Consider the following 15,595-nt stretch of genomic DNA (forward strand, 5'->3'; position numbering starts at 1 on the left):
GGGCGCCGGGCTCAATCCCCCTTTGGCAATTCGATCAGAAACCGCGTCCAGCCATCGGCCGATTCGCAGCGGATTTCCCCACCGTGGGCACGGACGATCGAGCGAGTAATGGCGAGCCCCAATCCAGCATGTTCGCTGCTGCCTTCCTGGCGGGCCGGGTCGGTGCGGTAAAAGCGGTCGAACAGGCGCGGCAGCAGGTCAGCCGGAATCCCCTCGCCACTGTTTTCCACAACCACACTCACTCCTTGAGCCTCATCGACAATTCGTACGCGCACTTCGCCGTCAGCCGGGGTGAAGCGCAGGGCATTGTCCAGCAGGTTGGAAAGGGCCCGGCGCAGCATGTTGCGGTCACCCTCGATCAGGCTCTCCCCGTCGCGACCCAGGCGTACGTTGGCGTCCTCGGCCAGGGGCCCGAAGAAGTCCAGCAACAGGTCCACTTCCTCGGCCAGTTGCAGCGGTTCGCGGTGCAGCGCCAACAATCCATGGTCGGCCTTGGCCAGGTAGAGCATGTCGTTGACCAGTTGCGCCATCCATTGCAGCTCTTCCAGATTGCTGTGCAGGGCTTCGCGATAGTCCTCCAGCGAGCGCTCGCGGGTGAGGGTGACTTGGGTGTGGGTCAGCAGGTTCGACAGCGGTGTGCGCAATTCGTGGGCGATGTCGGCGGAGAACGCGGAGAGCCGCTGAAACGCATCGTCGAGGCGTCCGAGCATGTCATTGATGCTGTGGGCCAATTCCGCCAGTTCGGCGGGCATATGCTCTTCCGGCAGACGGGAATTGAGGGAGCGGGCCGAGACGCTACCGGCGATGGCGCCCATGCGCCGCAAGGGACGCAAGCCCCGCCGGGCTGCCCAAGCGCCGAGCAGGGCGGTGGCCAGTGCCGAGAGGCCGACGGTCAGCCAGATCAGGCGTTGCATGCGCTGCAGGAAATGCTGGTGATGGGTGATGTCCAGCAACAGCGTCAGTTGGGCCGAATCCGGACGGCCGGGGTACAGCGGTGCGCTCAGTGTCCGGTAGTTGTTATCGGCATCGTCGAGCGTAGACAATCCGGTGCGTTCAGGCACTTGGGGCGGGATCCGAATCGAACCATGCCAGCGCTCGCCATCGGCGTCCTTGATGCGCAAGGCAAGGTCCGCCCGTCGACTCAGCTCTTCCTCGAGGCGAACTTGCGGATCATGGCCGTGAGCGTCTTGCAGGGCGCGACGTACGCCGAGCAATTGTGTTTCGAGCAGTTGCTGGTCCAGTTCGACGAAGTGTGCCTCGCTGCCTCGGCTGAACAGCACCCCGGCGAACAACGACACAATGGCGGTGCAGGCGGCGAACAGCAGCGCCAAGCGGTTGCTCAACGACCACCGACGGCTCACAGGCTGCGCTCTTCGAGCACATAGCCCATGCCGCGCACGGTGTGGATCAGCTTGTTGGGAAAGTCATCATCGATCTTGATCCGCAGGCGCCGGATCGCGACTTCGATAACATTGGTGTCGCTGTCGAAATTCATGTCCCAGACTTGCGAGGCAATCAGCGACTTTGGCAGCACCTCGCCCTGGCGCCGCAGTAGCATTTCCAGCAAGGCGAACTCCTTTGCTGTCAAATCGATGCGCCGGCCGCTGCGTTCCACGCGACGGCGGATTAGGTCCAGGCGCAGGTCCGCCAGTTGCAGGCTGGTTTCCTGGGTCGCCGAGCTGCCTCGGCGCAACAGGCTGCGCACCCGGGCCAGCAACTCGGAAAAGGCGAAGGGCTTGACCAGGTAATCATCGGCGCCCAGTTCCAGGCCATGGACGCGATCCTGTACGGCATCGCGCGCCGTCAGGAACAGTACGGGCGTGTCCAGGCCGGCCCCGCGTACGGCTTGCAGAATCTGCCAGCCATCGCGACCCGGCAACATCACATCGAGAATCAGCAGCGCGTATTCGCCGCCCAGGGCCAGTTGCTGGCCAGTGATGCCGTCCGCCACCAGGTCGGCGTTGAACCCGGCCTCGCTCAAGCCTTGGCGCAGATATTGGCCGGTTTTCAGTTGGTCTTCGACGATCAGCAGTTTCATGGGCGGCTCAATGCAGGATTGGAACGAGGGCGTTATACCGTGGCGGGCGGGTTCGCGGCACAACCTGACAAAGTTGTAATCAAGCGGTAAGCCGATTGGCAGGCCTGTGACGATAGAGTTTCCCGCACGCTGAATCTGACTGGAGTATGGACATGTTGATGGGAAAACGCTTGATCCTGACCGTTTGCGCACTGGCCCTCAGTACCCCGTCGTGGGCATCGCCGGGCCATTTCGATTTCGGCCAGCCTGCGCCAGCGGCCAAGGCCGGTCGCAGCATTGATGTGGTGATGGGCGACATGACGTTCGATCCCGGTGCGCTGGATCTCAAGGCCGGCGAGACGGTTCGGTTCGTGCTGGTCAATAAAGGCCACCTGCTTCACGAGTTCAACCTGGGCAACGCTGCAATGCATGTTGAACACCAACAGCAAATGCTCAAGATGCAGCAAAGCGGCCAGTTGACGCCGACCGCGATGAAGCCGGGAATGGACCATGCCGCCATGGGCCACGGCAACGCCAGCATGCGCCACGATGACCCCAACAGCGTGCTGGTGGAACCGGGCAAGACCGCCGAACTGACCTGGACCTTCAGCAAGGCCACTCGCCTGGAGTTCGCCTGCAATGTTCCGGGACATTACCAGGCCGGCATGAAGGGCGACCTGACAGTCAGTCAGTAAGCACTCAAAGGCTGCGGCAAAGGCTGATAGAATCCGCTGATTCTTCAGTCAGGTTTCCGTCATGCATCCCGCAGCCGAACATTCGCCGCTGGGCAAATCCAGCGAATACATCGCCACGTACACGCCGTCACTGCTGTTCCCGATTCCGCGCACTGCGAAATGGGCGGAACTGGGCCTGACAGCCGAGACCCTGCCGTACACAGGCGTGGATTTCTGGAACTGTTTCGAATTGTCCTGGCTCTTGCCCTCGGGTAAGCCAGTGGTGGCCATCGGTGAGTTCGCCATACCGGCGGATTCGCCGAACATCATCGAGTCCAAATCCTTCAAGCTGTACCTGAACTCGTTGAACCAGACCCCGTTCGCCGATACCGCGAGCCTGGAAGCGACCTTGCGCGAGGATCTTTCGGCGGCGGCCGGCAAGCCTGTGGGCGTACGGATCCGCAGTCTCAAGGACGTGGAAAACGAAGGCATCGTGGCGTTGCCCGGTGCATGCATCGACGAGTTGGATGTCAGCGTCGATTCCTACGAGCATCCGCGCCCGGAACTGCTGCGTTGCGATGATTCGCGCATCGTCGAGGAAAGCCTGCACAGCCATTTGCTCAAATCCAACTGCCCGGTGACGAGCCAGCCGGATTGGGGCAGCGTGGCGGTGGAGTACCGTGGCGCGGCGCTGGATCACGCCAGCCTGCTGGCTTACATCGTCAGCTTCCGCCAGCATTCGGATTTCCATGAGCAGTGCGTCGAGCGGATCTTCCTGGACCTGCAGCGCTTGCTCAAGCCGCAGAAGCTGACGGTTTATGCGCGGTATGTGCGGCGGGGTGGGCTGGATATCAATCCGTATCGCAGCACTGAAGAGGTGCAGTTGCCGAACCATCGACTCGTCCGCCAATAAAACCTTTGCTGGAGGCATAGACTAAAAAGCCCTGCTGGCGATAGCAGGGCTTTTGGCGTTTAAAGGGCTTAGATCCCCATGCTGCCCAAGGTATTGACGATATTGCGCAGCGTTCCGGCGATGGTTGGATGGTCCACTTCAAAACGCTCTACGGCCAGGTTCACGCCGTCGACCAGGTTGTTGTCCTGAAGCCGGTTCTCCAGTTGGATTTTTGCGTCGATCTGCTCCATCAATTGCTTCAGATTTTCGCGCTCTGGTTCAGACAGCGGCGGGTTCTGTTCCAATTGCTCGCGCAAGGTATCGAGTTGGGCTTGCAATTCTTCGCGGCGGGCAGGCATTGGCGTACTCCCTTTATTGATAGGCACTGCCATGGACCGCGACGCTGCGTCAAAAGTCCATGGCCTGCCTTAAGAGTAATCCACACTTGCGCGCCCTGCATGATCCCGGTCAGGGCTTCTCGCCTTTTTGCCTGCGCAGGCTGATGTCGGCCAGGCAGGTGTCCAGTTCGCCCAAGTGATCGATCACCGAATGCACGCCTAGGCTGAACAACTGAACGGTGGCCTTGGCCCGTTTGACCTCCCGTTCCTGTTGGCTCAGGGCCTGCCAATCGGCAGGGGACAGGCCGCACAACGAGCCGCAGGACGCCAGGCCGATGGTCCACAATCCGGCGTTGAGCCCCGACTGCAACAGCTTGGGTTCGCCACTCACCAACACGCAACCTTCCAGTTGTTGGACGTTCAGCGCCATGAGCGCTTGCCAACAGGCATGCGGGGCGGGCCACGGTTGATTTGTTGCAGGAAGTTGCGGCGCCTTGATGGACGCCGGCAACGAAACCGCCAAGCCATGGCTGACGGCGGGAGGCAACTCATCGAGCCAGGCGCAGGGGATGTCCAGGTGCTGCAAACGTTGCAGGCTTTCCAGTGCGCCGGGTGTCGGATGGGCGTGATCCGCAGGCTTTGCCCCTGGCTGGCGTACACGCGCGCCGAAATCCACCAGGCATCCGCTCAGGCCAAACAGAACTGCGGTAAGGCTGGGAGCGGGGAGGGGCAGGGCTTCGGCGCGCGGCATGGGAACGTCCTTGAAATACCCAGCAGCGTAGCGAGCCCCGATGACAGTCCGGTGACAGTGAAATGAAGCCGGCGATCTGTGGAATGTTCCTACGGCGAGCTTCTCTTTCAATGCTGCCTAACGATGTTTTACGACTTATACTAGCGGCCTTACCGCCTGGGCTCGGCGCCCTTGCCTGAATAATCCAAGGAGTTTTTCCGTATGCGCTGGAGCCATCTTCTCGCTCAGCTGTGTCTATCTGCCAGCGTCCTGCTGGTACCGTTTGCTGCCCAGGCCGCCACGGAAGATGATCCATGGGAAAGCATCAACCGTCCGATCTTCACCTTCAACGACACCATCGATACCTATGCGCTCAAGCCGCTGGCCCAGGGCTACCAGTACGTGACGCCGCAGTTCCTCGAGGACGGCATCCACAATATGTTCCGCAACATCGGCGATGTCGGCAACCTGGCCAACGACGTGCTGCAAGCCAAGCCGGCCGCTGCCGGAGTCGACACGGCCCGATTGATTTTCAACACCACGTTCGGTCTCCTCGGGTTCTTCGACGTGGGCACCAAGATGGGGCTGCAGCGTAACGACGAGGACTTCGGCCAGACACTCGGGTACTGGGGACTGGGCAGCGGGCCGTACTTGATGCTGCCGTTGCTGGGGCCGAGCACCCTGCGTGATGCACCGGCCAAGCTGGTCGACAGTTATGCCACGCCTTATCCTTATATCGACAATGTCTCGGTCCGCAATTCGATCTGGGGCCTTAACATCGTCGACACCCGTGCCAGCCTGCTCTCGGCCGAGAAGCTGGTCAGCGGCGACAAATATGTGTTTATCCGCAATGCCTTCCTGCAAAACCGTGAGTTCAAGGTCAAGGATGGTCAGGTCGAAGACGATTTTTGATTTCGATTCGTCAGTTTAAGAAGGCGGCCCGAAAGGCCGCCTTCTTTGCTTTGGCTTGCGTTTAAAGGCGGATTGATCCTTCCATTGAGTTACGCTTCGCTCGGTTCTTATAACTCTCTGTGCTTTGACAAATAAAGAGCGCGAGCGGCGATTCGCATGAGCTTGAAACGCCCCGCGGATGGGAGTACCGTCTGCGCCTTAGAAGGGCACCTCTGGTGTAATCGTGTGTAGGGCAAAGGCCTGAAGCCGGTACGACAGAGAGGCTAGAAAGCGAATCCAGTAGTGCGCGCCAAGCCCAATGCCGTGCCCGCTACGCCAACCTAATTCTGGCGCCGTTTGCCCACATGCCAAAAACCAGTGCCACGCTGCTGATAATCGATGATGACGAAGTGGTGCGAGCCAGTCTCGCCGCCTACTTGGAAGACAGTGGTTTCAGCGTCTTGCAGGCCAGTAACGGCCAACAGGGTCTTCAGGTATTCGAGCAGGAGAAGCCCGACCTGGTCATCTGCGACCTGCGCATGCCGCAGATGGGCGGACTCGAGCTCATTCGCCAGGTCACCGAGCTGTCGTCGCAGACCCCGGTCATCGTCGTTTCCGGCGCGGGCGTGATGAACGACGCGGTCGAGGCGTTGCGCCTGGGCGCGGCGGATTACCTGATCAAGCCCCTCGAAGACCTTGCCGTGCTTGAACACTCGGTGCGCCGGGCTCTGGACCGCTCGCGACTGCTGGTGGAAAACCAGCGCTACCGCGAGAAGCTGGAGACCGCCAATCGCGAACTGGAAGCCAGCCTGAACCTGCTGCAGGAAGATCAGAACGCCGGGCGCCAGGTCCAGATGAACATGCTGCCGGTCAGCCCCTGGACGGTCGATGGTTTCCGCTTTGCCCACCAGATCATCCCGTCGTTGTACCTGTCGGGGGATTTTGTCGATTATTTCCGTGTCGATGAACGTCGAGTGGCGTTCTACCTGGCGGATGTTTCCGGGCACGGGGCTTCGTCGGCGTTCGTGACGGTGCTGTTGAAATTCATGACCACGCGCCTGCTGTTCGAGTCCAAGCGCAACGGCACGTTGCCGGAGTTCAAGCCTTCGGAAGTCCTTGGGCATATCAACCGGGGCCTGATCAGTTGTAAGCTGGGCAAACACGTCACGATGGTCGGTGGAGTCATCGACGAGGAGACTGGTTTGTTGACGTATAGCATCGGCGGTCACCTGCCGTTGCCCGTGTTGTATACACCAGACAGTGTGCGTTATCTGGAAGGGCGTGGTTTGCCGGTAGGCCTGTTCAACGAGGCGACCTATGAAGACCACGTATTGGAGCTGCCGCCGACATTCAGCCTGACGCTGATGTCTGATGGCATTCTGGACCTTTTGTCAGAACCTACACTCAAAGAGAAAGAAGCAGCCTTGCCCGAGCGGGTAAGTGCAGCGGGCGGCAGCCTGGAAGGCCTGCGCCAAGTGTTTGGATTAGCCACGCTAGGGGAGATGCCGGATGATATCGCCCTGTTAGTGTTGAGCAGGAACCTTTGATGAGTACTGGTAGAATCCAGTTCGCCGAGCAGGACGGCACCTTTGTCCTGAAGTTTGTCGGTGAAGTGCGCCTGACCTTGTGTTCGGCGCTGGATGCGACAATCGAGAAGATCTTCACCGCGCTGAACTTCAACGCTATCGTGATCGACCTGACCGAAACCCGCAGCATCGACAGCACAACGCTCGGCCTGCTGGCCAAGCTGTCGATCCTGTCGCGGCAAAAAGTCGGCTTGCTGCCGACTGTCGTCACCACCCACAACGACATTACCCGTCTTCTGCAATCGATGGGTTTCGACCAGGTGTTCAACATCGTCGGCGATCCTGTGCCGTGCCCCGAATGCCTGGATGACCTGCCTGATCAGGACCAGTCCGAGGAAGAAGTGCGGATCAAGGTGCTTGAAGCCCACAAGATACTCATGGGGCTGAACGACTCCAATCGCGAAGCGTTCCATGATTTGGTGAGCGCGCTGGAGCGGCCTTGAGCTCTAGGCGTGTGTAGATCGGACTGACGCTTTCGCGAGCAGGCGCGAGGTTCTCAGGCTAAGCCGCATAAAAAAGGGCGAACCCATCAAGGTTCGCCCTTTTGCATGCCTTGCGAATCAGCTTACAGCTTGGCTTGCAGCAACGCCTCCAGCTTCTCCTGGTCCCGGGCGAACTGACGAATACCCTCCGCCAGTTTCTCGGTCGCCATGGCGTCCTCGTTGGACAACCAGCGGAATTGAGCTTCATTGAGGCTCAAGCGCGCTTCCCCGGCTTGGCCAGGCGCCAGTTTGCGCTCCAGCTTGCCTTCGTCGGCGGCGAGTTTTTCCAGCAGCTCAGGGCTGACGGTCAAACGGTCGCAACCGGCCAACTGCTCGATCTGATTGAGGTTGCGGAAGCTTGCACCCATGACCACGGTCTTGTAGTCATTGGCCTTGTAGTAGTTGTAGATGCGCGTCACGGACTGCACGCCCGGATCATCGGCGCCGGTGTAATCGTTGCCGTTGGCCTTTTTGTACCAGTCGTAGATCCGGCCCACGAACGGCGAAATCAGGAACACCCCTGCATCGGCACAGGCCGCGGCCTGGGCGAAGGAGAACAGCAGCGTCAGGTTGCACTGGATGCCTTCGCGCTCCAGTTTCTCGGCGGCGCGGATGCCTTCCCACGTGGAAGCGATCTTGATCAGCACACGCTCCCGGCCAATGCCGGCTTTTTCGTACAGCTCGACCAGGCGATGGGCGCGCTTGAGCATGGCTTCGGTATCGAATGACAGGCGTGCATCCACTTCGGTGGAAATGCGCCCCGGAATCACTTTCAGGATCTCTTGGCCCACCGCGACGCCAAAACGGTCGCTGGCCAGGCCCACGTCGCCCTTGCAGTCCGCCACGCAGGCGTTCAGCAACTCGGCATAACCATGCATCGCCGAAGCCTTGAGCAGCAGGGAAGGGTTGGTGGTGGCGTCGACGGGCTTGATGCGGGCGATGGCTTCGAAGTCGCCAGTATCGGCCACGACGGTGGTGAACTGCTTGAGTTGTTCCAGCTTGGAAGTCATGAGCGTGCTCTGTCCTATGGGTCCGTTGACATTACCCGAGGGCCGGCAGCCACTCAAGGGCGTGAAGAGGTATCGATGGCCCCAGCGGCAACAACCTGAAAACGGCTGTTTGAAAGGCCGGGGCAACTACCGGTAGATACGATGCCAAAACAGCGCGCAGGTTCAAAGCAAGTGATGGTTAACGACCTTCCAGCAACTGCCCCGCCTGATCCAGCAGCGCCAGTGGATCCTTGGCCTTGTGGATATCCACTGACAACAACTGCCGGAACCGCCGCGCGCCCGGGAATCCGGTGCCCAGGCCCAAGACGTGACGGGTGATGTGGTGCATGGCACCGCCATTCGCCAAGTGATCGGCAATATACGGCCGCAGCTTTGCCAAGGCCTCGGCCCGAGTGATGATTGGTGCGGTGCTGCCAAACAACTGCTGATCCACTTCGGCCAGCAGGTATGGATTGTGATAGGCCTCGCGGCCCAGCATGACACCGTCGAAGGTCTGCAAGTGTTCGTGGCACGCCTCCAGCGTCTTGATCCCACCGTTGAGCACGATTTCCAGCTCAGGGAAATCCGCTTTCAACTGCGCAACCACGTCATAACGCAGCGGCGGAATGTCGCGGTTCTCCTTCGGCGACAACCCCTCGAGAATCGCAATCCGCGCGTGCACGGTAAAACTGTTGCAACCGGCGTCACGCACGGTTCCGACGAACTCGCACAACTGCTCGTAACTGTCGCGGCCATTGATCCCGATCCGATGTTTCACCGTGACCGGAATCGACACCGCATCCCGCATCGCCTTCACGCAATCGGCAACCAATCCTGGATGCCCCATCAGGCAAGCGCCGATCATGTTGTTCTGCACCCGATCGCTAGGGCAGCCGACATTGAGATTGACCTCGTCGTAGCCATGTTCCTGGGCCATCCGGGCGCAAGCGGCCAAGTCACTGGGAACGCTTCCGCCTAGTTGCAGGGCCAGCGGATGTTCGGTTTCGTGGTGGCGCAGGAAGCGTTCGTGATCACCGTTGAGCAACGCGCCGGTGGTGACCATTTCGGTGTAGAGCAGGGCGTGTTTGGAAAGGATGCGTAGGAAGTAGCGACAGTGAGCGTCAGTCCAATCCATCATCGGCGCAACGCTGAAGCGGCGGGACACGGACTGCTGCGAAGTTTCTTGAAGAGGCATGGGAATCTGGAGGCGAATGCGAAGGGCGCACAGTTTATCAGGTATAGGACGGCAGCGAATGCCGTCGGCCCTGGACCGATGAGCGACGCAGTTCGTTGCCTTACTGCGTCACGCCTATGTTGAAAACGGCCCGACTGCTGATTTCCACCAGGCTCAGCGCTCCGTCGGAGAAGGAGCAGCCAGTGTCCACATAGACAACATTACCGAGGCGCGTGACGGTAGGGACTGTTGAATGTCCGACATAAAGCTCGTGGATGCCTGTGATTGGAGTCCGATCCTGCTGTTCGATCTTGTTCCGGGCATACAAGGCTTGCGCCAAGGCTTGTTGTTGGACCTGCTTCCCGAGTTTGCCGGTAATTGCGTCTTTCGCACCTTGCCAATCATTGTTAGGCCCGATCATCGGCGCTTGGGCATGTACGATCCCAATCGTTTTATTTGCCGATAAATCAATCTCGATAATGAGTGGAAGTGCTTGAAGAGCGTTTAGAAGTTGATCTTGGATGGCCAGGTTCAACTCATAGAGCCAGGCTCCGCCGGTGCGGATGTGCCTGGGTTTGTCTCCGCAGCCGCAGATGCCGTCGATCACCATTTGTTCATGGTTGCCGCGCACGGCATGAAACCAGGGCTTTGCGAGCCAATGCAATACGTTCTCGGAGTCGGGACCACGGTCGATGAGGTCGCCCACGGAAAAAACCCGGTCTATTTCGGTATTGAAATCGAGTTTGTCCAGGGCTGTGGCCAGAAGCTCGAAATGTCCATGGACATCGCCCACGACAAAGTCTCGGCCTTGCTCGTTCGGGGGAAAGGAGGCAGTCCGGTGCATGTTGGGTCTTTCGGCAGGTTTGGCTGGCAAGGAATGTACTTCGGGCGCAGATAACTTATGGTCGAGATTGTATCGGCTGTCCAATGCACTTCTTGAAAACCGTTTCCATGGGGGCGAGCATGCAGTTATAAGCCGCGATGTTTGCGCTGATCCATTCGTCTTTTTCGATACCCCACCAACTGATTTCGAACCCGGCGTTCATGATGAGGTGCTCGAACAGGATGCGCTGGGCGCGGCCGTTGCCTTCGCGGAACGGGTGTATGACGTTGATATCGGAATACGCGTCTGCCACGGCGACAATGAGTTCATCCCGGCTCATTTCCTCGAACCAGTTTGCCGCCGCCATCCGAGCAAATATTTTGTTGGCTTCCTTTTCCATGTATTCGGGTTGGCAAAAGCGAGTGTCTTGCTTGGCCATGCCTACGGTCCGTAATTCTCCCGCCCAGTCGAACAAGTCCGCGAACAATGCGTGATGGATATCCTGGAGGTAAGCCAGGCTGTAAGGGGGAAGGCTGAATTCGACATTACTCGCCGCGATGGCCGAGAGCTGTTGTTCGGCTTCGCCCAGGGTGGACTCATCACGGATGTTGAGTTTATTGCGCAGGACCGTGGAGCCGGGATAACAGTAGGCGTCCTCGCCGACGCCATATTTGTCGGGCATCAGGCTCGGGTCTTGGTGAAGGTTTTCAAGACGTCTTCACGGGAAGGCAGCTTGCGTTCGCCGTCCTCGATAGACACTTTGAAACCTTCCAGGCGCAGGCTGGCTGTGTAGTTCGACCTGCGCGTCCTGGCCGCGTAGGCCTTCTTTGTTTCAAGGCTGACAGTGCCCATGGTATGGGACCTCGAATCGTGTGAATGAGCGGATTATAGCCCATCGCGTTGCCGATAAACCCATCAGTGACCATCCGTTCGTTGGCTGGATTGATCAACGGCGCTTGCATCGCGGCCAATCTCCAAATACTGTCTATGCATCCAGTGTTCGAGATTCTTCCATGGAGCTGATCGCCAAGCTCGGCATTCTTGCCGACGCCGCCAAATATGACGCGTCCTGCGCCAGCAGTGGTGCCCCAAAGCGTAGTTCGCGTGGTCGGGACGGGCTTGGAGCCACGGATGGCATGGGTATCTGCCACAGCTACACGCCGGATGGGCGTTGTGTATCGCTGCTGAAGGTGTTGTTGACCAATTTCTGCCTGTATGACTGCCAGTACTGCGTCAACCGCCGATCGAGCAATGTGCCGAGGGCGCGTTTCACACCGGAAGAAGTGGTGCGATTGACCTTGGATTTCTACCGTCGTAACTGCATCAGCGGCCTGTTCCTGAGCTCCGGCATTATTCGCTCCGCCGACTACACCATGGAACAACTGATTCGGGTGGCGCGGTTGCTGCGCGAGGAGCATCACTTTCGAGGCTACATCCACCTCAAGACCATTCCCGACGCGGATCCGCTATTGATCGAAGAGGCCGGGCGGCTGGCCGATCGCCTGAGCGTGAATATCGAGTTGTCTTCCGAGGTCAGCCTCAAGCGCTTGGCGCCGGAAAAACAATTGACGACGATTCGCCAGGCCATGGGCACCATCCACGATGGCCAACAGGCGGTGGCCGGCGAGCCACGGGCGCCTCGCTTTGCGCCAGCAGGGCAGAGCACCCAGGTGATCGTCGGGGCCGATGCCACTGACGACCATGCCATCCTCAGCAATGCCGAGTCGCTCTATCAGGGCTACGGCTTGCGTCGAGTCTATTATTCCGCCTTCAGCCCGATCCCCGAGAGTCCCGCCAGTGTGCCGCTCGCCGCGCCACCGTTGCTGCGCGAGCACCGGCTGTATCAGGCCGACTTCCTCATGCGTGGCTACGGTTACAAGGCGGGCGAGCTGTTGAGCACATCCGCCAACCTGGACCTGGACATCGACCCCAAGCTGGCCTGGGCATTGGCCAATCGCGATGTGTTTCCGCTGGATCTCAACCGCGCCGAGCCGGCCTTGCTTGCGCGCATTCCCGGCATCGGCCTGCGCAGTGTCCAGCGCCTGGTGACATTGCGCAGGGAGCGGCGGATTCGCTACGACGACCTGGTGCAGTTGCGTTGCGTGTTGGAAAAGGCCCGCCCGTTCATTGTGACCAGCGATTACCGACCCGCTGACGGCCAGGTGCGCAGCGGCTTGCTCCGAGCGCGTTTGCGCGATCCGCAACGGCCGGTGCAAATGGGGTTGTGGGCATGATTGCGCTCGAGTGTGACGACTGTTTCAGCACTTGGCGTAACCAGGCCCGAACACTGCTGGGCCACGGAGTCGATCCCAGCGACGTGACCTGGGTCCAGGGCCCCATGGCCGACCTGCTGGCAGTGCCGGCGCCATTACCGCAAGGCCCGGGACCGTTCCAGACGCGCGTCCCGGCGGGGTTGTCGGATCAATTGGAACAGGCCGGTCGCTACCAGGGCGAACAACGCTGGAACCTGTTGTACGAAGTGCTCTGGCGCGTCGCCCATGGTGATCGCACCGCGATGCTCGCCGGTGATCGATTGGGCAGCGAGTTGCAACGGCGCATCAAGCAGGTCAGCCGCGAAGCCCATCACCTTCACGCGTTCGTGCGTTTCATACCCTTGCCGCCAGCGATCGCCGAACAACTGCAACTGGATCTGGTGGCTTTCCACCAGCCGGCCCACGACATCCTTGAAAGCGCGAGCGGGCATTTTGCCGAGCGGCTGGGCCGGCAGCGCTGGCTGATCGCAACGCCCCGCGACGGCATTCGTTTCGATGGGCATTCGCTGGACTACCGACGCCGTTGTCCCGAGCAATGGCAGCAATGGGCCCGCCACGCCGAAGACCCCGGCGCGGAATTGTGGCGCACCTATTATCGACACATCTTCAACCCGGCGAGGCTCAACCCCACCGCGTTGCGCCAGCACATGCCGGGGCGGTTCTGGAAGCATTTGCCGGAAGGGGATTTGATACCGCAGTTGGTAGGGCAGGCGCGTCAGGGGAAGCAGAGGGATGGGCAGGCGTTGGAAGTTGGGGAGCGGGTGGGGAAGCGGATAATCGTGGGCAGCGGGGTAGAGGCGTCGGGGTGAAACAGCGCTTCTAGACGGATCCCAAATTTGAGGTCATACCGATGCCTTGGCTTTGCCGGGCTTAGGTGCATCCATCATCTCATGCAACTCTTCAGTGATGGCGGCTAACCGTTTCTCCAAGTCCTTCACATCAGATCGGGTAATACCGTTTGCGTAGGGTTTGATTGTTCGCGCCCTTTAGCGAGCGGTAACGCCCCCTGATCACGGCTCACCTGTGCAAATTCCAAACAAGTCCTGTGCCGCCCACGCTGTGTTCGGGTGCGGGCCATACCCCTAGCATTCCCTTCATTCTCTCCACGAAAGAAGGAACTGCCCATGCAGCGTTTTACCCGTCGTTTCCTTACCGCCTGTGTATTTTCCGGCGTTCTCGCCAGTGCCGGCGCCTCGGCCGAGACTCATCCCACCATCCGCGCAATGTCCGGGGCGGTGCCGGTCAGCCAGTTGCCAGCCGGTAAAACCGCGTTACTGGTGATCGATTTCCAGAACGAATACTTCACCGGTAAGATGCCGATCCCCGACGGCCCGGCAGCGTTGGCCAACGCTCGGAAGCTGATCGAGTTCGCTGATGAAAACAAGATGCCGGTCTACCATGTCCAGCACATTGCGCCCGCCGGTTCGCCAGTGTTTGCCATCGACGGTGAAACGGTGAAGTTTCATCCCGACATACAGCCCAGGGCCAAGGATCCGGTGTTGCAGAAAACCACCGTCAGCGTGTTCGGCAGTACCGATCTGGACAAGCGCCTGAAGGCCGCGGGCATCCAGAATGTGATCGTTTCCGGTCTCATGACGCACGCGTGCGTGGCGGGCGCTGCCCGAGATGCAGCGCCATTGAGCTATAACGTACTGGTGGCGGCCGATGCATCAGCCACCCGTGCGATCACCCGGGTCAACGGAGAGTCGATCGACAAGGACGCCTTGCACAAGGCAGCTCTTGCTGAAATCGAGGATACGTTCGGCGACGTGATGAACACCGCCGAAATCATCAAGCTACCGGTGCGCTAAGCCCCTATGAATCAGATGCTCGCCATGCGCGTGTTTCGCTGCATCGCTGAAGCCCAAGGTTTTTCAGCCGCGGCCGAGCGGCTCGACACCACGCATTCGTCAGTGTCCCGGCACTTGCAACAGTTGGAGTCCGCGCTGGGCGTGCGCCTGATTAATCGCAATACCCGCCGAATGAGCCTTACGGCAGCGGGGGAAAGGTACTACGCAGCGTGCGTGGATATTCTTGACCGAGTCGATGCCGCGTCCCAAGCCGTCGCCTTGGAACACGAACGTCCCTCCGGGCTGCTTCGGATCAGTGCGCCGTTAGTGGTCGGCACGTTGGAGTTGGGGCATTGGTTGCCCGCCTTCCAGGCCCGGTATCCGGACATCCAGATTGATTTGTCTTGCTCCGATCCGTTGGTCGATCTGGTGGCCGAGGGGTTCGATGTAGCGCTACGCATCTGTGGGCCCTTGGCCGACAGCAGCCTGGTCGCCCGGTTGCTCAGTGTTTCGCCGCTGGTACTGGTCGCGGCGCCGGCCTACGTGTTCAAGCGCGGTTTGCCTCGCAGCGTTGGCGAGCTCAACGACCATCGTTTATTGACCTATGGTTCGGCTGACCAATGGACGCCCGCCAGTGCGGAGGGGGAATCGATCACCCTGGACTGTCACGGCACGTTTCATACAGACACCATCACTGCCTTGCACGCTTATGCCCTGGCAGGCGGCGGTATTGCTGCGTTCACCTTGGCGACGGTGCAGGATGACCTGCTGGCGGGGAGGTTGGTGCGGATCCTGCCTGAGCACACCCTTGGGGAACGGCACTACTACGCGCTTTATCCTCACGCCCGACACCTGCCGGCCAAGGTTCGAGTGTTTGTAGATTACATGGCGCAATACTACGAAGCGGTTTCAGGCGGGCGAGCTCAATGACGCGCC

General features: G+C 59.9%; 18 protein-coding genes. 9 read left to right on the top strand and 9 right to left on the bottom strand.

What is annotated here, in order from left to right:
• Positions 1–11: 11 nt before the first annotated feature.
• Positions 12–1,361, bottom strand: a complete 1,350-nt coding sequence (locus JZ00_RS10205; protein ID WP_039589096.1) for a heavy metal sensor histidine kinase — start codon at positions 1,359–1,361, stop codon at positions 12–14.
• Positions 1,358–2,038 carry a heavy metal response regulator transcription factor gene (locus tag JZ00_RS10210; protein ID WP_039589097.1) on the bottom strand — a complete coding sequence of 227 codons (681 nt, stop codon included), beginning with the start codon at positions 2,036–2,038 and terminating at the stop codon, positions 1,358–1,360. The genes JZ00_RS10205 and JZ00_RS10210 overlap by 4 nt, the downstream gene beginning before the upstream one ends.
• 152 nt (positions 2,039–2,190) lie before the next feature.
• Between JZ00_RS10210 and copI the strand changes: the two genes are divergently transcribed.
• On the top strand, positions 2,191–2,712 hold the full coding sequence (gene copI / locus JZ00_RS10215) for a copper-resistant cuproprotein CopI (RefSeq protein ID WP_039589098.1): 522 nt from the start codon (positions 2,191–2,193) through the stop codon (positions 2,710–2,712).
• 61 nt (positions 2,713–2,773) lie between these two features.
• On the top strand, positions 2,774–3,604 hold the full coding sequence (gene queF, locus JZ00_RS10220) for an NADPH-dependent 7-cyano-7-deazaguanine reductase QueF (protein ID WP_039589099.1): 831 nt from the start codon (positions 2,774–2,776) through the stop codon (positions 3,602–3,604).
• A gap of 68 nt (positions 3,605–3,672) precedes the next feature.
• Here the strand turns inward: queF and JZ00_RS10225 are convergent, their stop codons facing one another.
• A complete protein-coding gene (locus JZ00_RS10225; protein WP_039589100.1) occupies positions 3,673–3,942 on the bottom strand; it encodes a DUF4404 family protein in 270 nt (89 codons plus the stop codon).
• A gap of 109 nt (positions 3,943–4,051) precedes the next feature.
• Complete coding sequence (locus JZ00_RS10230; protein WP_039589101.1) at positions 4,052–4,672, bottom strand: hypothetical protein; 621 nt, start codon at positions 4,670–4,672, stop codon at positions 4,052–4,054.
• Positions 4,673–4,873: 201 nt separating this feature from the next.
• Between JZ00_RS10230 and JZ00_RS10235 the strand changes: the two genes are divergently transcribed.
• From JZ00_RS10235 to rssC, 3 genes are all read left to right on the top strand, one after another.
• Positions 4,874–5,563 (top strand): MlaA family lipoprotein, encoded by a 690-nt coding sequence (locus JZ00_RS10235; protein WP_039589102.1) that lies wholly within the window; start codon positions 4,874–4,876, stop codon positions 5,561–5,563.
• 344 nt (positions 5,564–5,907) lie between these two features.
• Complete coding sequence (gene rssB / locus JZ00_RS10240) at positions 5,908–7,089, top strand: two-component system response regulator RssB (RefSeq protein ID WP_039589103.1); 1,182 nt, start codon at positions 5,908–5,910, stop codon at positions 7,087–7,089.
• Complete coding sequence (gene rssC, locus JZ00_RS10245) at positions 7,089–7,571, top strand: anti-sigma factor antagonist RssC (protein ID WP_039589104.1); 483 nt, start codon at positions 7,089–7,091, stop codon at positions 7,569–7,571. The genes rssB and rssC overlap by 1 nt, the downstream gene beginning before the upstream one ends.
• Before the next feature lie 122 nt (positions 7,572–7,693).
• On the opposite strand, the gene tal is transcribed toward rssC, so the two are convergent.
• From tal to JZ00_RS30820, 5 genes are all read right to left on the bottom strand, one after another.
• Positions 7,694–8,620: a transaldolase gene (gene tal / locus JZ00_RS10250; RefSeq protein WP_039589105.1), complete on the bottom strand. Its 927-nt coding sequence runs from the start codon at positions 8,618–8,620 to the stop codon at positions 7,694–7,696.
• Between the two features lie 178 nt (positions 8,621–8,798).
• Positions 8,799–9,794: a tRNA dihydrouridine(20/20a) synthase DusA gene (dusA, locus tag JZ00_RS10255; RefSeq protein WP_039589106.1), complete on the bottom strand. Its 996-nt coding sequence runs from the start codon at positions 9,792–9,794 to the stop codon at positions 8,799–8,801.
• 100 nt (positions 9,795–9,894) lie between these two features.
• A complete protein-coding gene (locus tag JZ00_RS10260) occupies positions 9,895–10,617 on the bottom strand; it encodes a metallophosphoesterase (RefSeq protein ID WP_039589107.1) in 723 nt (240 codons plus the stop codon).
• Between the two features lie 55 nt (positions 10,618–10,672).
• Positions 10,673–11,278 (bottom strand): putative adenosine monophosphate-protein transferase Fic, encoded by a 606-nt coding sequence (locus JZ00_RS10265; protein ID WP_039589108.1) that lies wholly within the window; start codon positions 11,276–11,278, stop codon positions 10,673–10,675.
• Positions 11,278–11,448 carry a YhfG family protein gene (locus tag JZ00_RS30820; RefSeq protein ID WP_152668422.1) on the bottom strand — a complete coding sequence of 57 codons (171 nt, stop codon included), beginning with the start codon at positions 11,446–11,448 and terminating at the stop codon, positions 11,278–11,280. Before JZ00_RS30820 ends, JZ00_RS10265 begins: the two co-directional genes overlap by 1 nt.
• Before the next feature lie 161 nt (positions 11,449–11,609).
• On the opposite strand from JZ00_RS30820, the gene JZ00_RS10270 reads away from it, so the two are divergent.
• The 4 genes from JZ00_RS10270 (at position 11,610) to JZ00_RS10285 (ending at position 15,589) form a co-directional block, all read left to right on the top strand.
• Positions 11,610–12,830 (top strand): putative DNA modification/repair radical SAM protein, encoded by a 1,221-nt coding sequence (locus tag JZ00_RS10270; RefSeq protein ID WP_039589109.1) that lies wholly within the window; start codon positions 11,610–11,612, stop codon positions 12,828–12,830.
• Positions 12,821–13,678 carry a TIGR03915 family putative DNA repair protein gene (locus JZ00_RS10275; protein ID WP_082112069.1) on the top strand — a complete coding sequence of 286 codons (858 nt, stop codon included), beginning with the start codon at positions 12,821–12,823 and terminating at the stop codon, positions 13,676–13,678. Before JZ00_RS10270 ends, JZ00_RS10275 begins: the two co-directional genes overlap by 10 nt.
• A 315-nt stretch (positions 13,679–13,993) precedes the next feature.
• The gene (locus tag JZ00_RS10280; protein WP_039589111.1) at positions 13,994–14,680 is read left to right on the top strand and encodes a cysteine hydrolase family protein; all 687 of its coding nucleotides are present in this window, start codon (positions 13,994–13,996) and stop codon (positions 14,678–14,680) included.
• Positions 14,681–14,686: 6 nt separating this feature from the next.
• Entirely contained in the window at positions 14,687–15,589 is a 903-nt protein-coding gene (locus tag JZ00_RS10285; RefSeq protein WP_039589112.1) for a LysR family transcriptional regulator, read from the top strand.
• The last annotated feature ends 6 nt before the right edge of the window (positions 15,590–15,595 follow it).

Origin of the sequence: Pseudomonas frederiksbergensis, assembly GCF_000802155.2 — a bacterium.
GTDB lineage: Bacteria > Pseudomonadota > Gammaproteobacteria > Pseudomonadales > Pseudomonadaceae > Aquipseudomonas > Aquipseudomonas frederiksbergensis_A.